This window comes from Enhydrobacter aerosaccus (assembly GCF_900167455.1).
In the GTDB taxonomy this organism is placed as follows: domain Bacteria; phylum Pseudomonadota; class Alphaproteobacteria; order Reyranellales; family Reyranellaceae; genus Reyranella; species Reyranella aerosaccus.
The window spans coordinates 354328-372249 of sequence record NZ_FUWJ01000002.1 but is presented as its reverse complement, the minus strand read 5'-3'; the positions used below and the strand labels follow the sequence as shown (position 1 = coordinate 372249).

General features: G+C 66.2%; 16 protein-coding genes. 8 read left to right on the top strand and 8 right to left on the bottom strand.

All coding sequences use genetic code 11. The features are described from left to right. Window positions 1-344: 344 nt before the first annotated feature. Window positions 345-1631 carry an MFS transporter gene (locus B5D62_RS11040; protein WP_085933922.1) on the top strand — a complete coding sequence of 429 codons (1287 nt, stop codon included), beginning with the start codon at window positions 345-347 and terminating at the stop codon, window positions 1629-1631. 641 nt (window positions 1632-2272) lie between these two features. Here the strand turns inward: B5D62_RS11040 and B5D62_RS11035 are convergent. Next, the gene (locus B5D62_RS11035; RefSeq protein ID WP_218191038.1) at window positions 2273-3949 is read right to left on the bottom strand and encodes an N-acyl-D-amino-acid deacylase family protein; all 1677 of its coding nucleotides are present in this window, start codon (window positions 3947-3949) and stop codon (window positions 2273-2275) included. A 108-nt stretch (window positions 3950-4057) separates the two neighbouring features. Here B5D62_RS11035 and B5D62_RS11030 point away from each other — a divergent pair, with 108 nt between their 5' ends. The 6 genes from B5D62_RS11030 to B5D62_RS11005 all read left to right on the top strand — a co-directional run bounded on the left by B5D62_RS11030 (window position 4058) and on the right by B5D62_RS11005 (window position 10239). After that, a complete protein-coding gene (locus B5D62_RS11030; protein WP_085933920.1) occupies window positions 4058-5197 on the top strand; it encodes an NADH:flavin oxidoreductase/NADH oxidase in 1140 nt (379 codons plus the stop codon). A 15-nt stretch (window positions 5198-5212) separates the two neighbouring features. Further along, window positions 5213-6427, top strand: coding sequence for a CoA transferase (locus B5D62_RS11025; RefSeq protein WP_085933919.1), 1215 nt, complete (start codon window positions 5213-5215; stop codon window positions 6425-6427). A 395-nt stretch (window positions 6428-6822) separates the two neighbouring features. Beyond that, entirely contained in the window at window positions 6823-8004 is a 1182-nt protein-coding gene (locus B5D62_RS11020) for a 3-hydroxybenzoate 6-monooxygenase (protein ID WP_085933918.1), read from the top strand. A gap of 170 nt (window positions 8005-8174) precedes the next feature. Then, window positions 8175-9101, top strand: coding sequence for an alpha/beta hydrolase (locus B5D62_RS11015; protein WP_085933917.1), 927 nt, complete (start codon window positions 8175-8177; stop codon window positions 9099-9101). Next, a complete protein-coding gene (locus tag B5D62_RS11010) occupies window positions 9098-9442 on the top strand; it encodes an antibiotic biosynthesis monooxygenase family protein (protein ID WP_085933916.1) in 345 nt (114 codons plus the stop codon). The genes B5D62_RS11015 and B5D62_RS11010 overlap by 4 nt, the downstream gene beginning before the upstream one ends. Before the next feature lie 593 nt (window positions 9443-10035). Next, window positions 10036-10239, top strand: a complete 204-nt coding sequence (locus B5D62_RS11005; protein WP_085933915.1) for a hypothetical protein — start codon at window positions 10036-10038, stop codon at window positions 10237-10239. Between the two features lie 138 nt (window positions 10240-10377). On the opposite strand, the gene B5D62_RS11000 is transcribed toward B5D62_RS11005, so the two are convergent. After that, the gene (locus B5D62_RS11000; protein WP_085933914.1) at window positions 10378-11595 is read right to left on the bottom strand and encodes a hypothetical protein; all 1218 of its coding nucleotides are present in this window, start codon (window positions 11593-11595) and stop codon (window positions 10378-10380) included. 533 nt (window positions 11596-12128) lie between these two features. On the opposite strand from B5D62_RS11000, the gene B5D62_RS10995 reads away from it, so the two are divergent. After that, a complete protein-coding gene (locus B5D62_RS10995) occupies window positions 12129-13058 on the top strand; it encodes a ketopantoate reductase family protein (RefSeq protein ID WP_085933913.1) in 930 nt (309 codons plus the stop codon). A gap of 15 nt (window positions 13059-13073) precedes the next feature. Here B5D62_RS10995 and B5D62_RS10990 read toward each other — a convergent pair whose 3' ends face one another. From B5D62_RS10990 to B5D62_RS10965, 6 genes are all read right to left on the bottom strand, one after another. Beyond that, a complete protein-coding gene (locus tag B5D62_RS10990; RefSeq protein WP_170920890.1) occupies window positions 13074-13739 on the bottom strand; it encodes a C39 family peptidase in 666 nt (221 codons plus the stop codon). Between the two features lie 210 nt (window positions 13740-13949). Next, entirely contained in the window at window positions 13950-14708 is a 759-nt protein-coding gene (locus tag B5D62_RS10985) for an SDR family NAD(P)-dependent oxidoreductase (RefSeq protein WP_085933911.1), read from the bottom strand. After that, a complete protein-coding gene (locus tag B5D62_RS10980) occupies window positions 14705-15388 on the bottom strand; it encodes an amino acid ABC transporter permease (RefSeq protein ID WP_085933910.1) in 684 nt (227 codons plus the stop codon). Before B5D62_RS10980 ends, B5D62_RS10985 begins: the two co-directional genes overlap by 4 nt. Window positions 15389-15404: 16 nt before the next feature. After that, window positions 15405-16076 (bottom strand): amino acid ABC transporter permease, encoded by a 672-nt coding sequence (locus B5D62_RS10975; RefSeq protein WP_085933909.1) that lies wholly within the window; start codon window positions 16074-16076, stop codon window positions 15405-15407. 104 nt (window positions 16077-16180) lie between these two features. Next, window positions 16181-17056 (bottom strand): substrate-binding periplasmic protein, encoded by an 876-nt coding sequence (locus tag B5D62_RS10970; protein WP_218191037.1) that lies wholly within the window; start codon window positions 17054-17056, stop codon window positions 16181-16183. Window positions 17057-17101: 45 nt separating this feature from the next. Next, window positions 17102-17902: an SDR family NAD(P)-dependent oxidoreductase gene (locus tag B5D62_RS10965; protein ID WP_085933908.1), complete on the bottom strand. Its 801-nt coding sequence runs from the start codon at window positions 17900-17902 to the stop codon at window positions 17102-17104. Between the last annotated feature and the right edge of the window lie 20 nt (window positions 17903-17922).

Below are 17922 nucleotides of genomic sequence, written 5' to 3'. Positions count from 1 at the left end.
GCCGTCCCGACCTCATCGGAGCGCGCCACTCCAGTGGCGCCGTCATGAGCGAAGAGCGCAACTGGAGTTGCGCGCTCCCCCGAGCCTGATGCCCAAGGATATCGGCCGTACCGCGAGATGGTGATGTCCCGCGCCGGCCGTCCCGACCTCATCGGAGCACACCACTCCAGTGGTGCCCTCATGAGGGCGCGATCCTTTCGCAGGTCGGTGCCTCTCGTGTCGATATGGTCGCATGAGCGTTGTTGGCTTCCGTCAAACAGGACAGCATCGGCGTCTGCTGAGCGTGCCTCGACGGCCCTGGCCATCATCGAGGCCGCGGAAAACAAAAATCGAGGAGGGCGCTCATGAGCGGTGTCAATCACCGGGCGACGACCGGCGTTGCTCGTCCCGAACCGGCAGCGTCGGGCGCCTGGTATCGCGACGTCTCTCCATCGGCATGGCGTGCGCTGGCTCTCGCAGGCCTCGGATGGATGTTCGACGTCTACGACACGTTCATGCTCGCATTGACCATTCCGGCGCTCATCGTCGCCTTCTCGTTGTCCAAGGAGAATGCCGGCGCGATCGGAAGTCTGCTTGCCGCCGGCCTGGTCGTCGGCGGCATCGGCTTCGGCTGGGTGGCCGACAGGATCGGACGCGTGCGGGCGCTGATGATCAGCGTGGCGATCTATTCCGTCTTCTCCGGCCTGACGGCATTTGCCCCATCCGCGGATTGGCTGGCGGCGCTTCGATTCACGGCAGGGCTCGGCATGGGAGGGGCCTGGACATCCGGTGCCGCCCTGGTCGCCGAGACCTGGGACGCACGCCATCGCGGCAAGGGCGGTGCGTTGATGCAGATCGGCTTGCCGCTCGGATCGATGCTCGCCATCGCCGTCGTGGCGGTGGTGAATTCGGTCATGGGCAGCCTCGATGGCAATGGCTGGCGAGTCGTATACCTGCTGGGCTTCGCTCCCGCGCTCGTCGTACTGCCGCTGGCGCTGAAGACGCCCGAATCGCCGATCTGGCTGAATCGGGCAAAGCAGCTGCCCGAGCCACGGGCGGAGAAGGCGCGCGGAAGCGTGTCGTATCTTCCGCGCCTGGCGCTGGCCTTCGGTTTCATCTTCTTCGCCCAGTACATCTACTGGGGCGTGTTCACCTGGACACCGGCCTTCCTTGTCAGCGCCAAGCATCTCGCCTTCGTGAAGAGCCTCGGCTTCACGCTGTCGCAGCAATTCGGATCGCTGATCGGCTTCCTGGTATTCGCGGCCATGGTGGACCGCTTCGGCCGGCGGCCCACCTTCCTCGGATACCTGCTGATCGGCGCTGTATCCGTCGGTGTGTTCATCTACGAGACGTCGCCGACCTGGCTCATCGTCGCGATGTTCTGGACCGGCTTCGGCATCACGGGGATCTTCGCCGGTCTTGGACCGCTGACCGCGGAGCTGGCGCCTCCTCAGGCGGGAAGAGGGACGTTCATGGGTATCGCCTATAACGGCGGCCGGCTCGGCGGCATCCTGGCGCCCTATCTGATCGGCGCCCTGGCGTCCAGCGACGGCAACTTCATCCTCGGCATGGCGACGACGATCCCGGCCTTCGTGCTCGCCGCGGTCATCATCGTCGCGACACCGGAAACCAAGGGCATGAAGCTCGCCTGAGGGGCGCGCCCCTGAGCTTGAACCCGGCCGAACTCATCGGAGCGCGCCACTCCAGTGGCGCCCTCATGAGGATGAGCGCAACGGGAGTTGTGCGCTCCCCCGAGTCTGAGCGCATCGGCGCGCGCCACTCAGTGGTGCCTTCATGAGGATGAGCGCAACGGGAGTTGCGCGCTCCCCCGAGTCTGAGCGCATCGGCGCGCGCCACTCCAGTGGCGCTTTCATGAGGATCAGCGCAACAGGAGTTGCGCGCTCCCCGGAGTCTGACCTCATCGGAGCGCGCCACTCCAGAGGCGCTTTCATGAGGATGAGCACAACAGGAGTTGCGCGCTCCCCCGAGTCTGACCTCATCGGAGCGCGCCACTCCAGTGGCGCTTTCATGAGGATGAGCGCAACAGGAGTTGCGCGCTCCCCTGGGCTTGAGCACTTCTGACCAGCCGTCCGCTTTCAAGCGATTTGGGGCGATGACGACCGGAATCGTTGGTTGAAGAGGCCTGGGTTTACAGTGGGGCGTGTGCCCCTTTCTGTCTTCCTTCTTTCGTCGTTCGCCCGGTCCTCGCGAGGAATCGCCTGAAACGCTGCAGGAGCTGCACGCCAGGCGGATTCTCGCGAGCTCTTTTTGGGAGATGACGGGCGGTCCGTCGTCAGCTCGCTTTCTGCGGGCCTCGCACCAGCCGTCCCGGCCGCTCGCCGGTCAGCTCGTCGTCGCGCACCGTCTCGACGCCCGAGACGAACGTATGCCGATAGCCCGAGGCGCGCTGGATCAGGCGGCGGCCACCGGCGGGCAGGTCGTACACTACTTCGGGCCGGCCGAGCCTCAGGGCCTCGAAGTCGATCACGTTGATGTCGGCCTTGCAGCCGGGCGCCAGCAGGCCGCGATCGAGCAGGCCGTAGGCCTCGGCCGTGCCGCGCGTCTGCTTGGCGATCAGGAATTCGAGCGGCAGCTTTGGCCCACGCGTGCGGTCGCGGCCCCACAAGGTCAGCAGCGAGGTGGGCGAGGAGGCGTCGCAGATCACGCCGACATGGGCGCCACCATCGGCCACGCCCAGCACCGTCGCGGGGTCGGTGATCATCTCGTGCACCACGTCGAGATTGCCATAGGCATAGTTCTCGAACGGCAGCATCAGCAGGCCCTTGCCGCCGCGCGCCATCAGTTCCTCGAAGGCGACCGCCTGCGGCGTACGGCCGGTGCGCTCGGCGATGGCGGCGATCGAATTGCGCGCGTCGGGTTCGTAGTCCGGCCGGTCGCCCAGCGGGAACATCTTGTCGAACGACTCGCCCATGAAGGCGGCGGGCCCACCATCGGTGCGCGGTGCGAGCAGGCGCTCGCGCAGGGCGGTGTCGGTGGCGAGACGGGCGTACCGGTCGGCCGGCGAAAGGTCACGCAATTCCCGCCACACCGGATGCGCGGCGAACGGATGCACGGTCGTCTCCAGCCCCATGATGACGCCGATGGGACGGCTGCCGACCTGCGCGTTGGCGGCGCGCCCGGCCCGACGTACGCCATGGATCTGGTCGAGCGTCTCGCGCCACAGCGTCGGCTTGGCATCCACCTGCACCAGCAGGCAGGACAGGGGGCGACCGGCGAGCTTCGCCGCGGCCTCCAGCGCCTCGAACTCGCCTGGCCCGAAATCGGAATTGACCTGCAGCACGCCGCTGCCCGCCCGCTTCATGCCCTGGGCGATGCCCAGCAGTTCGGCTTCGCGCGCCGACAGCGACGGCGTGTAGCGGCCGTCCTTGGCGCGGTGCTTGGTGGTGCGCGAGGTGGTGAAACCCAGCGCGCCGGCGCGCAACGCCTCCTCGGTGAGTCGCGCCATTGCCTCGATCTCGCGCTCGTTCGGCACCTCGCCATGATCGGCACCGCGATCACCCATCACGTAGAAGCGCAGCGCGCCGTGCGGCAGCTGCGCCGCGACATCGACCGCGCGCGGCATCGCCGCCAGCGCATCGAGATATTGCGGGAAGGACTCCCAGTCGAACTTCACGCCCTCGGCCAGCACGGTGCCGGGAATGTCCTCGACACCTTCCATGAGGTTGATGAGATAGGGCGACTGTCCCGATCGCACCGGCGCGAAGCCGACACCGCAATTGCCGAACACCGTCGTCGTCACGCCATGCCAGGACGAGGGCGTGAGGAACGGGTCCCAGGTCGCCTGGCCGTCATAGTGGGTGTGAATGTCGACGAAGCCAGGGGCCACGATCAGGCCCGCGGCGTCGATCTCGCGCTTGGCGGCGCCGAGCTTGGGGCCGACGGCGGCAATCCGGCCGTCCTGCACGGCGACATCGGCCACGCGGCGCGCGGCGCCCGAGCCATCGATCACGGTTCCGTTTCGGATGACGAGGTCAAACATGGGACAAAGGATAGGCTGGGCCCATCGGCCGGTCTATGTTCCGGGCCGCACGAGCCATCCGCTGAGGGAGAACGACCTTTGCAAAGACCGCTGCTCTTCACGCCCCTCAAGATGCGGGGCGTGGTCGCTCCCAACCGCGCCGTGGTGTCGCCGATGGTCCAGTACCGCGCCGTGGACGGGAAGGTGAACGACTATCACCTGGTCCATCTCGGCAAGTTCGCGCTCGGCAAGTTCGGCATCGTCTTCACCGAGAATTGCGCCGTCGTGCCGGAAGGCCGCGTCACCCAAGGCGATCTCGGCCTATGGGATGACAGCCAGATCGAGGGCCACAAGCGCCTGACGCGCTTCCTGCAGCAGGAAGGCGCGTTGGCCGCCACTCAGATCACCCATGCCGGCCGCAAGGCGTCCTCGCCGCGCCAGTTCGACAAGCCGGACGAGTTCGGACCGAAGGACGCAGGTTGGCAGCGCTGGCAGGTCTATGGACCGTCGGCACTGTCGGCCGGCGAACGCTACTCGGCGACGCCGGTGGCGCTCGACGTGCCGCAGATGGACGCGATCGTGAAGAAGTTCGGCGAGGCGGCGCGGCGCGCCGATGCGGCCGGTTACGATGTGATCGAGATCCATGGCGCGCACGGCTATCTGCTGGCGCAGTTCCTGTCGCCTATCAGCAACAAGCGCAACGACCAGTATGGCGGTGACCGCGCCGGCCGCATGCGCTTCCCGCTGGCCGCCGCGAAGGCCGTCCGTACCAACTGGCCCGAGCACAAGCCGATGTTCATCCGCGTCTCCGCCGTCGACGGCGCCGGCGGCTGGGACGTCGACGACACCATCGCCTATGCCAAGGAGTTGAAGGCGCTGGGCATCGACGTCGTCGACACGTCTTCCGGCGGACTCACCGGCCTTTCGACCGCTCTGCCGGTCAAGCGCGCGCTCGGCTTCCAGGTGCCGTTCGCCGCCGCCGTCAAGCGCGGCGCCGACATCCCGACCATGGCCGTCGGCCTGATCCTGGATGGTCCGCAGGCCGAGGCGATCCTGCAGGCGGGCGACGCCGACCTGATCGCGATCGGCCGGCAGGCGCTCTACGATCCGTTCTGGGCCTTGCATGCGGCGCAGGAACTCGGCTGCGATCCGAACTTCGACCTGTGGAACCCCGAGTATGGCTGGTGGCTGGACAAGCGGAAGAACAACCTGCCCGACGTGAAAAAAGCAAAAGCATAGGCAACGGAAACGCTCATGACCGGTATCCTTGCGGGCCTTCGCATCGTCGAGGGCTCGGCCTTCATTGCCGCGCCTCTCGGCGGCATGACCCTGGCGCAGCTCGGCGCCGACGTGATTCGCTTCGACGACATCCAGGGCGGGCTCGACAGCGACCGCTGGCCGGTCACCAAGGACGGCCGCTCGATCTATTGGGCCGGCCTCAACAAGGGCAAGCGCTCGATCGCGGTCGACCTGCGTAATCCAAAGGGACGCGAACTGCTGACGGCGCTCATCACCGCGCCGGGCGAAGGCGCCGGGATCTTCAGCACCAACATGCCGGCGCGCGGCTGGCTCTCCTACGAAGAACTCTCGAAGAAGCGGGCCGACCTGATCGCGCTCAACATCGTCGGCACGCGCGATGGTTCGGCTCAGGTCGACTATACCGTCAATGCCATCACCGGCTTTCCGCTCGTCACGGGTCCGGTCGGCCACGAGGGCCCCGTCAATGCGGTCGCGCCGCCGTGGGATCTCGCGACCGCCTATGCCGGAGCGATGGCGATCCTGGCGGCGGAGCGCCATCGCCGCCTGACCGGGCACGGACAGCGCATCGTGCTGCCGCTGCAGGACATGGCGCTCGCGGCCACGTCGGCGCTGGGCTATCTCGGCGAGGCGGCGATCAACGAGGTCGATCGGCCGCGCTTCGGCAACGAGATCTTCGGCACTTTCGGTCGCGACTTCCGCACCCGCGACGGTCGCTATGTGATGATCTGCATCTTCTCCGACCGCCATGTCGATGCGCTGGCGGCGGCCGGCGGCTTCGCCGAAGCGTTCGCCGCGATCGAGAGCAGGACGGGCCACGATCTCAAGACCGACGCCGGCCGCTGGAATGCGCGCGCCGAGCTTTGTGCGGTGATCGAGCCATGGGTGGCGGCGCGTACGGCCGACGAGGTCGGGACAGCACTGAAGAAGGCAGGCGCGCTGTGGTCGCCCTACCTGACCTTTCGCGAGCTGCTGCAGGACAAGGACGCCGTGCAGGAGAATCCGCTCTTCACGGTGATCGACCAGCCCGGCATCGGCCGCTATCCGGTGGCGGCGACGCCTCTGCAGTTCGGTGCCGTACCGCGCGAGGCACCGCAGCCGGCCCCTAAGCTGGGCCAGCACACCGACGAAATCCTGTCGGGTATCCTCGGCCTGCCGGACCACGAGATTGCCCGCCTGCACGACGAGAAGGTCATCGCCGGCCCTTGCTAGACGATGCCCCGGGATCCCTCGCCGATGGCTCGGGATGACACGGGTGGTGTGATGTAGAGGAAAGACAGGCACGTTAAAGACAGGTCCGTTGATGAGGGAGATGGTGTCATCCTGAGCGTGAGCGAAGGATCCTTCGCGGCGACCGATCCAGACGAGATCCCTCGCCGGTGGCTCGGGATGACACGGGTGGTGGCGTCGGCGTGGTGTCGAGGAAGGACAGGTGCGTCGATGAGGGAGGTGGTGTCATCCTGAGCGTGAGCGAAGGATCTCTTGCGGTGTGTGCCCGGGGAAGGAATGCGGCGTCCGCGGCTCGGGATGACACGGGAGAAGTAAGCGGCGCCGTCGGTCGGTGACAATGCCGTTGTCATCCCGGGCGCGGCGAGGGAGTCTTGGGCATGATTGAGACGAGACCCATCCTCATCGCCGGCGGTGGCATCGGCGGCTTGGCGACCGCCCTTGGACTGGCGCAGAAGGACATCCCGTCGCTGGTGATGGAGAAGGCCTCGCGGCTGGGCGAGATCGGCGCCGGCATCCAGCTCGGCCCCAACGCCTTCCATTGCTTCGACCGGCTGGGCGTGGGCGAGGCGGCGCGCTCGATGGCCGTCTATATCGACAAGTTGCGGCTGATGGATGCGATGGCCGACGGCGAGATCACGCATATCGATCTCGGCGAGGCGTTCCGCGAACGCTTCGGCAATCCCTATGCCGTCGTGCATCGCGGCGACCTGCACGGCGTTCTGCTCAAGGCCTGCCAGGAGCATCCGCTGATCGGGCTGCGCGTCAGCAGCGAGGTCGCGGGCTACCAGCAGGATGGCGACGGCGTCGCGGCCAGGCTTGCGACGGGCGAGACCGTGACGGGCCGGGCGCTGATCGGCGCCGACGGGCTGTGGTCCAACGTCCGGCGCCAGCTCGTCGGCGACGGCAAGCCGCGCGTGTCCGGCCACACGACCTATCGCTCGGTGATCCCGACCGAGCAGATGCCGGAGGATCTGCGCTGGAACGCGGCGACGCTGTGGGCGGGACCGAAGTGCCACATCGTCCACTATCCGCTGTCGGGATGGAAAGTGTTCAACCTCGTCGTCACCTACCACAACGACGCGCCCGAGCCGGTCGCCGGCAAGCCGGTGCCGGTGGAAGAGGTGCAGCGCGGCTTCACGCATGTCTGCGCGCGCGCCCAGACCATCATCCGCCATGGCATCGACTGGAAGATGTGGGTGCTGTGCGACCGCGAGCCAGTCGACCGCTGGGTCGACGGCCGTGTCGCCGTGCTGGGCGATGCCGCGCACCCGATGCTCCAGTACATGGCCCAGGGTGCCTGCATGGCGATGGAGGACGCGGTGTGCCTGGCCGACTCGCTGGCCGCGGCAGGCGATGTTTCATCGGGCCTGCTGCGCTATCGCGACCGGCGCGTGCTGCGCACCGCGCGCGTACAGCTCATGTCGCGGGCCATGGGCGACCATGTCTATCATCCGAGCGGCCCGCACGCGGCGCTGCGCAATGCCATCATGAGCGCCAAGAGCCAGGCGGAATGGTACGACATCCTCGAGTGGCTCTATGGCGGCAACGGGCTGGACTAGCCGTCCTCGCGCGCGTCCCGATGGCCGGGGACAGCGGGAATGGCGATGGCACAAGGCTTTTCGTGCTTCTGTCCCGATGTCCCGGGTGTCCCCGCCTGTCCCACCTGTCCCGGGCTTCCCTTCGGCATTGGCCGAAATGACAGACGGCGGGAAGCGCCTATCTCCCGGGCATGACCCAACAGACCTTCCGCCTCCCGGCGACGGCCACCTGCCCGTCGCTGTTCGTCCGCCGGCAGCCCGTGATCGGCGCGCCGGCGGTGCTCTATGTCCATGGCGCCACCTTCCCCTCGGCCTTGAGTGTCGGCTTCGATTTCGGCGGCGGCCGCTGGCCGGCATCGTGGCTCGACGACTGGAATGCCCGTGGCTTCGATGCCTGGGCATTCGACTTCGCGGGCTTCGGCGAGAGCGGGCGCTATGCCGAGATGAGCGAGCCCGCCGACCGTCATGCGCCGCTTGGCCGTGCCGCACACGCCGCGACGCAGGTCGCTGCTGTGCTGGCTTTGATTCGCCGCGAGACGGGTGGGCAACCCGTCTCTCTGGTCGCGCATTCCTGGGGCAGCATGCCTGCAGCCCTTGCCGCCATCGCCGAACCGGATGCCGTCGACCGGCTGATCCTGTTCGGGCCGATCGCGCGACGCGTCGGCGGGGCGTCGATCACGCTGCCGGCCTGGAGCGACGTTGGCACCGACGCGCAATATGCGCGCTTCGTCGAGGACGTGCCCAAGGATCATCCGCCGGTGCTGGTGGCCTTCGATCGCTGGGCGCCGGCCTACCTTGCGAGCGATCCCGGCGCGGCGACGCGTACGCCGCCCGCGGTGCGCATCCCCAACGGCCCGCGTGCCGACATCGCCGAGGCCTGGGCCGGGCGTCTCGCCTGGGATCCGGCCCGCTTGACGCGGCCGGTCACCATCGTTCGTGGCGCGTGGGATTCCCTCTGCCGCGGGACGGATGCCGCGATGATCCTCGATGCGGCGCAGGCCGCGCCATCGCGCGTCGACCTCGAGCTCGAGGCCGGCACGCACCTGATGCATCTCGAAACCGGGCGCCGGCGCCTGTACGACGCCGTGGGCCGCAGCCTCAAGGGAGAGATCCGATGATCGCCGTGATCTTCGAAGTGTGGCCCGCCGACGGGCGCAAGCAGACTTATCTCGATATCGCCGCACAGCTCCGGCCCGATCTGGAGAAGATCGACGGCTTCCTCAGCATCGAGCGGTTCCAGAGCCTCAGTGACGAGACCAAGATCCTCTCGCTGTCCTTCTGGCGCGACGAGGAAGCGGTAAAGGCCTGGCGCACCCTGGAGCATCATCGCCAGGCGCAGAGGGCCGGCCGCAGCGGCGTCTTCCGCGACTACCGCCTGCGCGTGGCATCGGTCGTGCGTGACTACGGCATGACCGAGCGCAACCAGGCACCGGCGGATTCGCGGGAGACGAACGGATAGATCGAAAGCCCATCGCCCGAGCGGTGGTCGGACTCAAGGGAGCGCGCAACTCCAGTTGCGCTCTTTCGTCATGAGGGCGCCACTGGAATAGCGCGCTCCGATGAAGCGACGCGATTGTCTGTTCACGCTGGCTGCGCACGTTACTCGGTATCCTGAAGAACACGTCGATGACTTCAGACTCATTGGAGCGCGCAACTCCAGATGCGCTCTTGCATCATGAGGGCGCCACTGGAGTGGCGCGCTCCGATGAAGCGAGGCGATTGTCTGTTCACGCTGGCTGCGCACGTTACTCGGTATCCTGAAGAACACTTTGGGATGATCGAGCGACACCAACCCACGTATGTCACACGGCACCAAATCACTTTGCCGACGATGACTTCACCGCGCGTAACGTTGCGGCGATTACACATGTCTTCCGTGAAATCGCGGCGGTGGTGGAGACGAGTCCGCCGCACTAAGTGAACGACGTTAACCTAACTGGAGGTACGTCAGTGACTATTCGTTCGATCTCTTTGAAAGCCGCTGCTTTGGCCGGATTTGCAATTGCGCTCGGAGCGACCGCGCCGGCGTTTGCACAGTCAACGAATGAGAAGATGGCCGAGTGCCAGCAGCTCTACGATGCCTGGGCGAAGTACAATGGCTCGTCGAAGTACGGCAATCCGGCCGCTCCCGAAGTGGCTCTGCAGGATTGCCGCAAGGGCAACTATGCGGAAGGTATCGCCTACTTCAAGGATGCTCTGCAGCGTAACTCCATCCCGGCGCCGACGTCGGAGACGGCCCGCGCGGGCGGCAAGTAAGAACGTAGCGTAGGTTCACGACTGAACTGTGACTGTGTCGATCTGACAATCTTTGCCGCACCGAGCGCAATGGTGCTCGGTGCGGGGATGCCGATCCCGGGACGATCGGGATGGAGTTGCAACACAATCGTCACCTGTCTATTGCCGTGAACGACCGCTCCAGGTCTTTTCTACGACTCGATAGCTCAACTTCTCTGTCTGCTGCTCGACCGGATAGGTCGCTTCCTTCAGCCACCACCAGCCTTTCGGATCCCACACCGGATTGGCGGTACGAGCCCGATAATTCTGTCGCGGCCATCCCCAACCCTTGTCCGGTCCAAAGCGCAGCAGGCCGAAGCTGCGCTCGGCGCCTTGCTCCCACGGCCGCTCCTCGTTCAGGAACACGCAGGCGCCCAGCATCAGGCCGTCACTGCCGCCAGCTTTCGAGACGTCGAGCTGCTCGGCCAACCATTGCGCCTGCTGGGGCTCGCCGCCGGCCTGCTCGATGCTGGAGCCCAGCTCGGTGAACATCACCGGTGGCGCTGGAACGCCGTGCCGGGTCCAGTAGGCGGGCAGGCGACGGTCGAGATAGTCCGCGATATCGCGGGCCGGATTCTGGGGATTGGTCGCGAAGACGATGCGCTCGTTCCAGAACACCGAAGGCTCCGCATCGCCGATCGGTCCGCGCTTCAGCAGTACGTCGCGCACATCCTTCAGGGCAGCGGCGCCTTCGATGCCGTCCTTCAGGGCGAACGAGGTGCAGACCATGATCGGCAGGCGATTCTCGTCGATGACGTCATGCTCGCGCTCCCACTCGGCGATCCAGGCCATGACGGTGACGACGTGCTCGGGATTGCGATCGAAGGAGAGCTCGTACTCGTTGAAGATCTTCCAGAGGCCGGCGCCCGGCAGCGGTGCCTTCACCGGTGCGCCGACATAGATCTCCTCGACGATGCGACGGACATTGTCGCGCGCTTCGTCGATCCGCCGCTGGCCGAGCAGGTCCATCGTGTAGTTGCTGATGGGCACGGTGGCATTGATGTCGAGATGATGGCATGCCTCCAGGAAGGTCGCGTGTTCCAGGAACGGCTTGCCGTTCTGAGCGATCGGCGCGGCCCAGTCGTAGCAATGGATGAAATTGACTCCGAGCTGCTCGCGGACGCGCTGGAGATCCCCACGACCCTGCCGCTCCGATCCGCTCCCGATTTCAAAGCCCCAAAGCTGTGTGAAGACATTGGTGTAGAAGTCGGAGGTCTCGTAGAGGCCGCCCGAGTTTCCGGCCGGGGTGTAATCGCTCGGCCCAGGCATGTAGGCGAGGCCGCGGATGTCCGCCACACCGAAATGCCGGCAGCGTTCGATGGCGGTGAGGGCGGCCATGGGACTCTCTTTCTTCTCGGCGACTCTTTCAGGGACCGCGGCCTGAAAGCCTGCGGTCGCAGGGACAAACTACCTGCCTGACGAGGGAGGGCAATCGCCCATGGAGTTCCATCGCCATCCCCGTGTATCCGAGGGCTCTGTCCTGTCTGTGTTCCGTTCAATATGGACGCAGAAGAAAAGGTCCTTCGACTGCGCCTCGCTCCGCTCGGCTTCGCCCAGGACGACGGGAACTCCTGCCACAGGCCGATACGGTTTCTGCACAGGGCAACGCCTGTGAGGTTTCAGCCGTCACCCCGAGCGTAGTCGAGGGGCCTGTCTTGGCGGTGCTTCGTTCAATGTTGACGCAGGAAAAGAAGTCCTTCGGCTGTGCTTCGCTTCGCTCAGGACGAGGGAGAGATAGGACCATAGGCGATTGCCCTGCCGGATGACGGAGGCGGAATTCGGGAGGAATCCTCGGGACCGACCGAGAATTTGTCGGGCGATCCTGCGGAGAAACCGGCTATGGTCATCTGGTTCTATAAAGGGACCAGATAATGCGAATCCTCGTGGTGGGTGCTGGGGCGATCGGTGGCCATTTCGGCGGACGGTGGCTTGCGGCAGGGCGCGACGCGACGTTCCTCGTGCGGGAGCGGCGCGCCGCTCAGCTGGCGAAGACAGGCCTCGTGGTGAAGAGCAAGCTGGGCGATATCAGCATGGCCGCGCCGCCCACCGTCTCATCGGAAGGCCTCAAGGGCCAGCCGCCCTACGATCTGGTCCTGCTCTCCTGCAAGGCATTCGATCTCGATGCTGCCCTCGACGCCATCGCCCCTGCGATCGGCCCGGCGACCGCGATCCTGCCGTTCCTGAATGGCATCGGTCATCTCGACGTCCTCTCCAAGCGCTTTACCGCGGCGAACGTGCTGGGCGGCCAGGTGGCGATTTCCCTCACGCTCGATCCCCAAGGTCGCATCCTGCATCTGAACGATACGCTGGCGCTCAGCTTCGGCGAGCTCGACGGCTCGACCTCGCCGCGTGCGACGGCGATTGCCAAGGAGTTCGCGGCTGCGGGTGTCGCCGCGACCCTGAGCGCGACCATCCTGCAGGACATGTGGGAGAAATGGATCTTCATCGCCACCGCGGCTGGCATCACCTGCCTGATGCGGGCGACCGTCGGTGACATCGTCGCCGGCGGCGGAGCGCCGATCACGGGGGCTCTCCTCGACGAGATCGCCGCCATCGCCACCGCCAACGGCTTCGCGCCGCGGCCGGCTGCCCTGCAGCGCGCCCGGACCGTGCTGACCGCGTCGGGCTCGCCCTTCACCGCCTCGATGTTGCGCGATGTCGAAGCCGGTCTTCCCGTCGAGGTCGACCACGTGATCGGCGATCTCCTGATGCGCGGAAAGGGCGGGAACTATCCCGTCCTCGCCATCGCCCATGCCCATCTCAAGGCGTACGAGGCCAGGCGCAAGCGGCTGGCAAAGTAGGCGTGGCGACGGATCTCAGTTGAACAAGATCGAGTTGCCGTAGTGGAAGACGCTGAGGAACAGGCCATAGGGAATCCGATAACGTCCCGGCTGAAGCGCCTGTCCTCCAGCCTGGAGGTAGGGAACCGCGTACGGTGGATAGGGGTAGGGATCGTTGAGGATGACATTCAAGGCATTCGCCGTACCGGTGTAGCCCACGACGACAACGGCGTGCTGGCTGAACCCCAGGCCAGGCGGATACGGTATGGAGCCCGGACTGATGCCGGCGATGATCGGCGCGTCGTTGTCGATCATGTCGATGATCTCTTGAGGCGACAGCACGCCGGTCGTCGAAATGTGCAAGCCGGGGTCGTTGAACCCGGTCATCATCTGGGCGGCCATCAGGTAGGCCTGGATGACCGCCGCGATGCGCTGGGTGGTGCCGCCCGCACCGAGACACATGCCGCAATTGTACGAGCACATGCCGCCCTGTGCGCCGACGACTCCGCACTGGAAATTACCCCCGGGGTTGAGGTTGGGGGCGTTGTAGTAGGACAGCACCATCTGCGAGGCCGCCGCCCAACACCATTCCGGCGTCTGCTGGGCGACCGGGTCGATGTCCAGGGTCTTTGCGCTCGTCGGCTGAACCAGGCTTGAAATCGACAGAAAACACAACCCCAGGGCCAAAAGCATGGATCGCATGGTGCTCCCCCCTTCCAGCGATGAGGAACAATACTGCCGATGCATGCATATTTGCAAGTGCGACGCGTATTCACTGTGGGGATGCAACCCGATGGGGACGGGCAGAGGCGCGAGCTACCCCGTCCATGAGGCCGGGCGGATGGCGAAGGCGTAGCTAGACCGTGGGCCCAGGCCCAGTCACGGGCAAAAGCGGGCCAGGAGGTCCGCTGCTCAGCGCGCCATCCAACCGCCATCGACCATCAGGTTCTCGCCGGTGATGAAGGTGGCCTCGTCGGAGGCGAGGAAGAGAGCGGCGTTGGCGACATCCTCCGAGCGGCCGAGCCGCGGCAGCGGCGTGCGTTCGTGGCTGTAGTCGATCCAGCGCGGCTCGACGGCGCGGCCGCCCTTGCCGGTCAGGATCTTCCCCGGCGCGACCGCGTTGCAGATGATGCTGTCCTTGCCGTAGTCGGAGGCGATCTGGCGGGTCATGTAGACCACCGCCGACTTGGAGACGCCGTAGGAGCAATCCTCGGGCGAGGCGATCATGCCATGCTGCGAGGAGATATTGACGATGCGGCCGCGCGCCTCGTTGCGGATCTCCTGGCCGAGCATGCGGCGCACGGCGGCGCGGCACATCAGGAACACGCCGGTCACGTTCACCGCCATCACCCGGTTCCATTCGTCCAGGCTGGTCTCGGTGAGCGGCTTGCCGACCCGCACGACGGCGTCGTTCACGACGATGTCGAGGCGGCCCGTCGGTTCGGCGGCGCGGCGCACCGCCTCCTCGACATCGGCCTCGTTCGAGACATCGCCCTGGAAGAAGGGCACGTCGAGGATCCGGTGCGTGGGCTCGCCGCCCTCGACGACCTGCTCGGTGATGTCCATCAGCAGCAGCCGCGCGCCCTCGGCGTGGAATTTCCGCGCGATGGCGCGGCCGATGCCGGAGGAGGCGCCGGTGATCAGCGCCGTCTTGCCCTCGAGTCGTTTCATCTCTGCCTCATCAGCATGTCGCGCTCCAGCTTCGCCACCCAGCGTGCGAAGGGCCAGAGCAGGACGAAGAAGATCACCGCCGCCGCCGTGAGCGGAGTGGGATTGTAGGTCTGTTCCTGTGCGACGCGGGCCGAGCGCAGCAGCTCCGGCAGCGCCACCAGCGCGGCGATCGACGTGGTCTTCACCAGTTCGAGCGAATTGGAGGCGAGCGGCGCCAGCACGCGGGCGATCGCCTGCGGCAGGATGACGAGAAAGATGATCTGCAGCGGATGCAGCCCCAGCGCGCGGGCGGCCTCGCGCTGGCCGGGCGGCACGGCCTCGATGCCGGCGCGGAAGATCTCGCCGTAGTAGCCCGAGTTGTTGAGGGTCAGCGCCAGCACGCAGGCGGCGAAGGAGGGCAGCTTCAGGCCGAGGAACGGCAGGCCGTAGAAAATCAGGATCAGCAGCACCAGCACCGGAAAGGAACGGAAGAGGTCGATCCAGATCAGCAGCAGGACATTCACTACCTTGTGGTGGAAGCTGTAGGCGACGGCGATGGCGAGGCCGACCACGATGGCGATCGGCAGGGTGACGACCGCCAGCAGGACCGTGAGCTGCAGGCCCTGCCAGAGCAGCGGCCAGATGCGCACGAAACTGTCCCAGTCGGCGAAGTTGTCGAGGAAGAGCTGGAGGGCGTCCATGGTGCCGGTCCTGCCGTCAGTGGCTGCGCGGCCCCAGCCCTTCGAGCCAGCGGCTGGCGACCACCAGCGGCACGAAGAACAGGAGATAGAGCGCGGCGGCCAGGGTGAGTGGCGAGGGGTTGGCGGCGATCGCCATCGCGCTCTGGGCGCGGCCCAGCAGCTCGGGCAGCGACACCGCGGTGCCGAGCGCCGTGCCCTTGGTGATGGCGATGGCGCGATTGGTGAGCAGCGGGACGGCGATGCGCACCGCCTGCGGCAGGATCACCAGGAACAGGATGCGGAAGAAGCCCAGCCCCAGCGAGCGGGCGGCATCCCACTGGCCCTGCGGCACGGCCTGGATGGCGGCCCAGAAGATCTCGGTCGCGAAGGCGGCCAGCACGGCGCCGAGCGAGATCACCGTGGCGGCGAAGGGCGAGAGCTGGATGTCGGCGTAGGGCAGGCCGAAATAGATGAACACGATGACGACCAGCTGCGGCAGCGTGCGGAAGATGTCGACGAACAGCGTGATGGCCGCGTCGGCGGCGCGGATGCGCATGGCGCGCACGATGGCGAGCGCCAGCCCGACGCCGACGCCGAACAGGATCGTCAGCAGCGCGACCGCGACGGTGATCCAGAATCCCTGCAGCACGGATGGCCCGTACTGCGCCAGGATCTGCAGATTGAAGAAATTGTCGAGGAGCGGTTTCATGTTCCGGCGTCATCCCGAGTCGCGCGCGTCGGACGCGCGCTTTGGTGAGGGATCTTTACTGAAATCGTAAAGATCCCTCGGGCGTTGCCCTCGGGATGACAACTCTATTTGCAGGCCAATTCGTGCGGCGTCGGATCGTAGTTCTTGAAGCCCGGCGGGCCGTAGCCCGGGAAGATCGTGCTGATCGACGAGCCCGGATCGACCTTGGAGCCGTACCACTTCTCGTAGAGCTTCACGAGCGTGCCGTCCTTCTTCATGCATTCGATCGCCATTTCGACCGTGTTGCGATAGGCGGTGTCGTCGAGCCGGAAGGCATAGCCGAAGTTGCGGCCGTTGAAGTCCTTGAAGCCGACCTTGATCGCCTTGTTCTGGCTGGCGGCATAGACCGTGGTCGGGATCTCGTTCAGCGCCGTGAAGGCGCGCCGCGTGATCACCGCCTGCACCGAATCGGGGAAGGTGTCGTAGCGCTGGACCTCGAAGCCGTACTTCTCGGCATTGGCGGTGGCCCAGGTATCCGAGATGGTGCCGCGATTGACGGCAAGCTGCTTGCCCTTGAGATCCTCGAAGCCGTTCATGCTGTCGGCGGCGCGGATGATGAAGCCGTTGCCGGTGGCGAAGAACGGTTCGGTATAGAGCATCTTCTCGGCGCGCTCGGCGGTGATGTTGAGCGGATTGACGGTGAACTCGATGCGCTTGGAGAACAGCGCCGCGAACAGGCCGGAGAAATTGACATCGACGACCTCGACGCCGGGCCGGCCGATGCGCTTGGCGACTTCCTTGATCATGTCGACGCCGAAGCCTTCCGGCCCGCTGGCGCCGCGCACCATCCAGGGCGCGACGCCGAAATCGGAGCCCACCACCAGCGTCTTGTCCTTGGGATGGTCGGCATCCTGGGCCTGAGCCGCACTGCAGATCGCCAATGCCGCGACCAGTGCGGTCGCCAGTGCCGCCATGGCGCTGGCGACGATACGTCCAATCATGTGATCCCCCATTCTCGATGGCCGCGGCTACGCAATCATCGTGCCTTATCCCGTCTGCACGCTCGCCCCGCCATCCACAGGCAGCGTGACGCCGGTGATGAAGTTGGCCTCGTCGGAGGCGAGGAACAGGGCGGCATTGGCGACATCCCGGGCCGTGCCCATCTTGCCGCGCAACGGCACCTTGGCATCGCGCTCGGCTTCCACTTCCGCCCGGCTCTTCTTGAAGGTGCGGGCGCGGGTATCGACGGCCATCGGCGTGTTCATCAGGCCGGGCAGGATGACGTTGGCGCGGACGCCATATCTGGCGTTCTGGTAGGCGAGCTGCTCGGTGAAGGCGATCATCGCCGACTTTGTCGCCTTGTAGGCGACATAGGGATAGGTGGTGATCGCGGCCATCGAGGAGATGTTGACGATCGCGCCGCTCTTCTGCCGGCGCATGACGGGGATCACGTGCTTGCAGGCCATGATGGTGCCGCGCAGATTGATGGCGACGCAGCGGTCGAAGGCCTCGTCGGTGATCTCGAGCAGCTCGGCATCGCCGCCGGCCAGCGACACGCCGACATTGTTGTGCAGGATGTCGATGCGGCCCCACAGCCGCTGCGCCTCCTCGACCATGTCCTTGAGCTGGTCGCTGCGCGTCACGTCGGCCCGGAAGCCTTCGGCGTAGCCGTCGCCGTCGGTGATCATCTTCACCGTCTCCTGCGCCGACTCGAGATCGCGGTCGACACACAGCACCTTGGCCCCCTCGCGGGCGAAGGTGAGGGCGGTGGCACGCCCGTTGCCGGTGCCCTCGCCCGGGCTCTGTCCGGCCCCGACGACGATGGCGACCTTGTCCTTCAGGCGCATGCGTTCCTCCCTCGTATTTC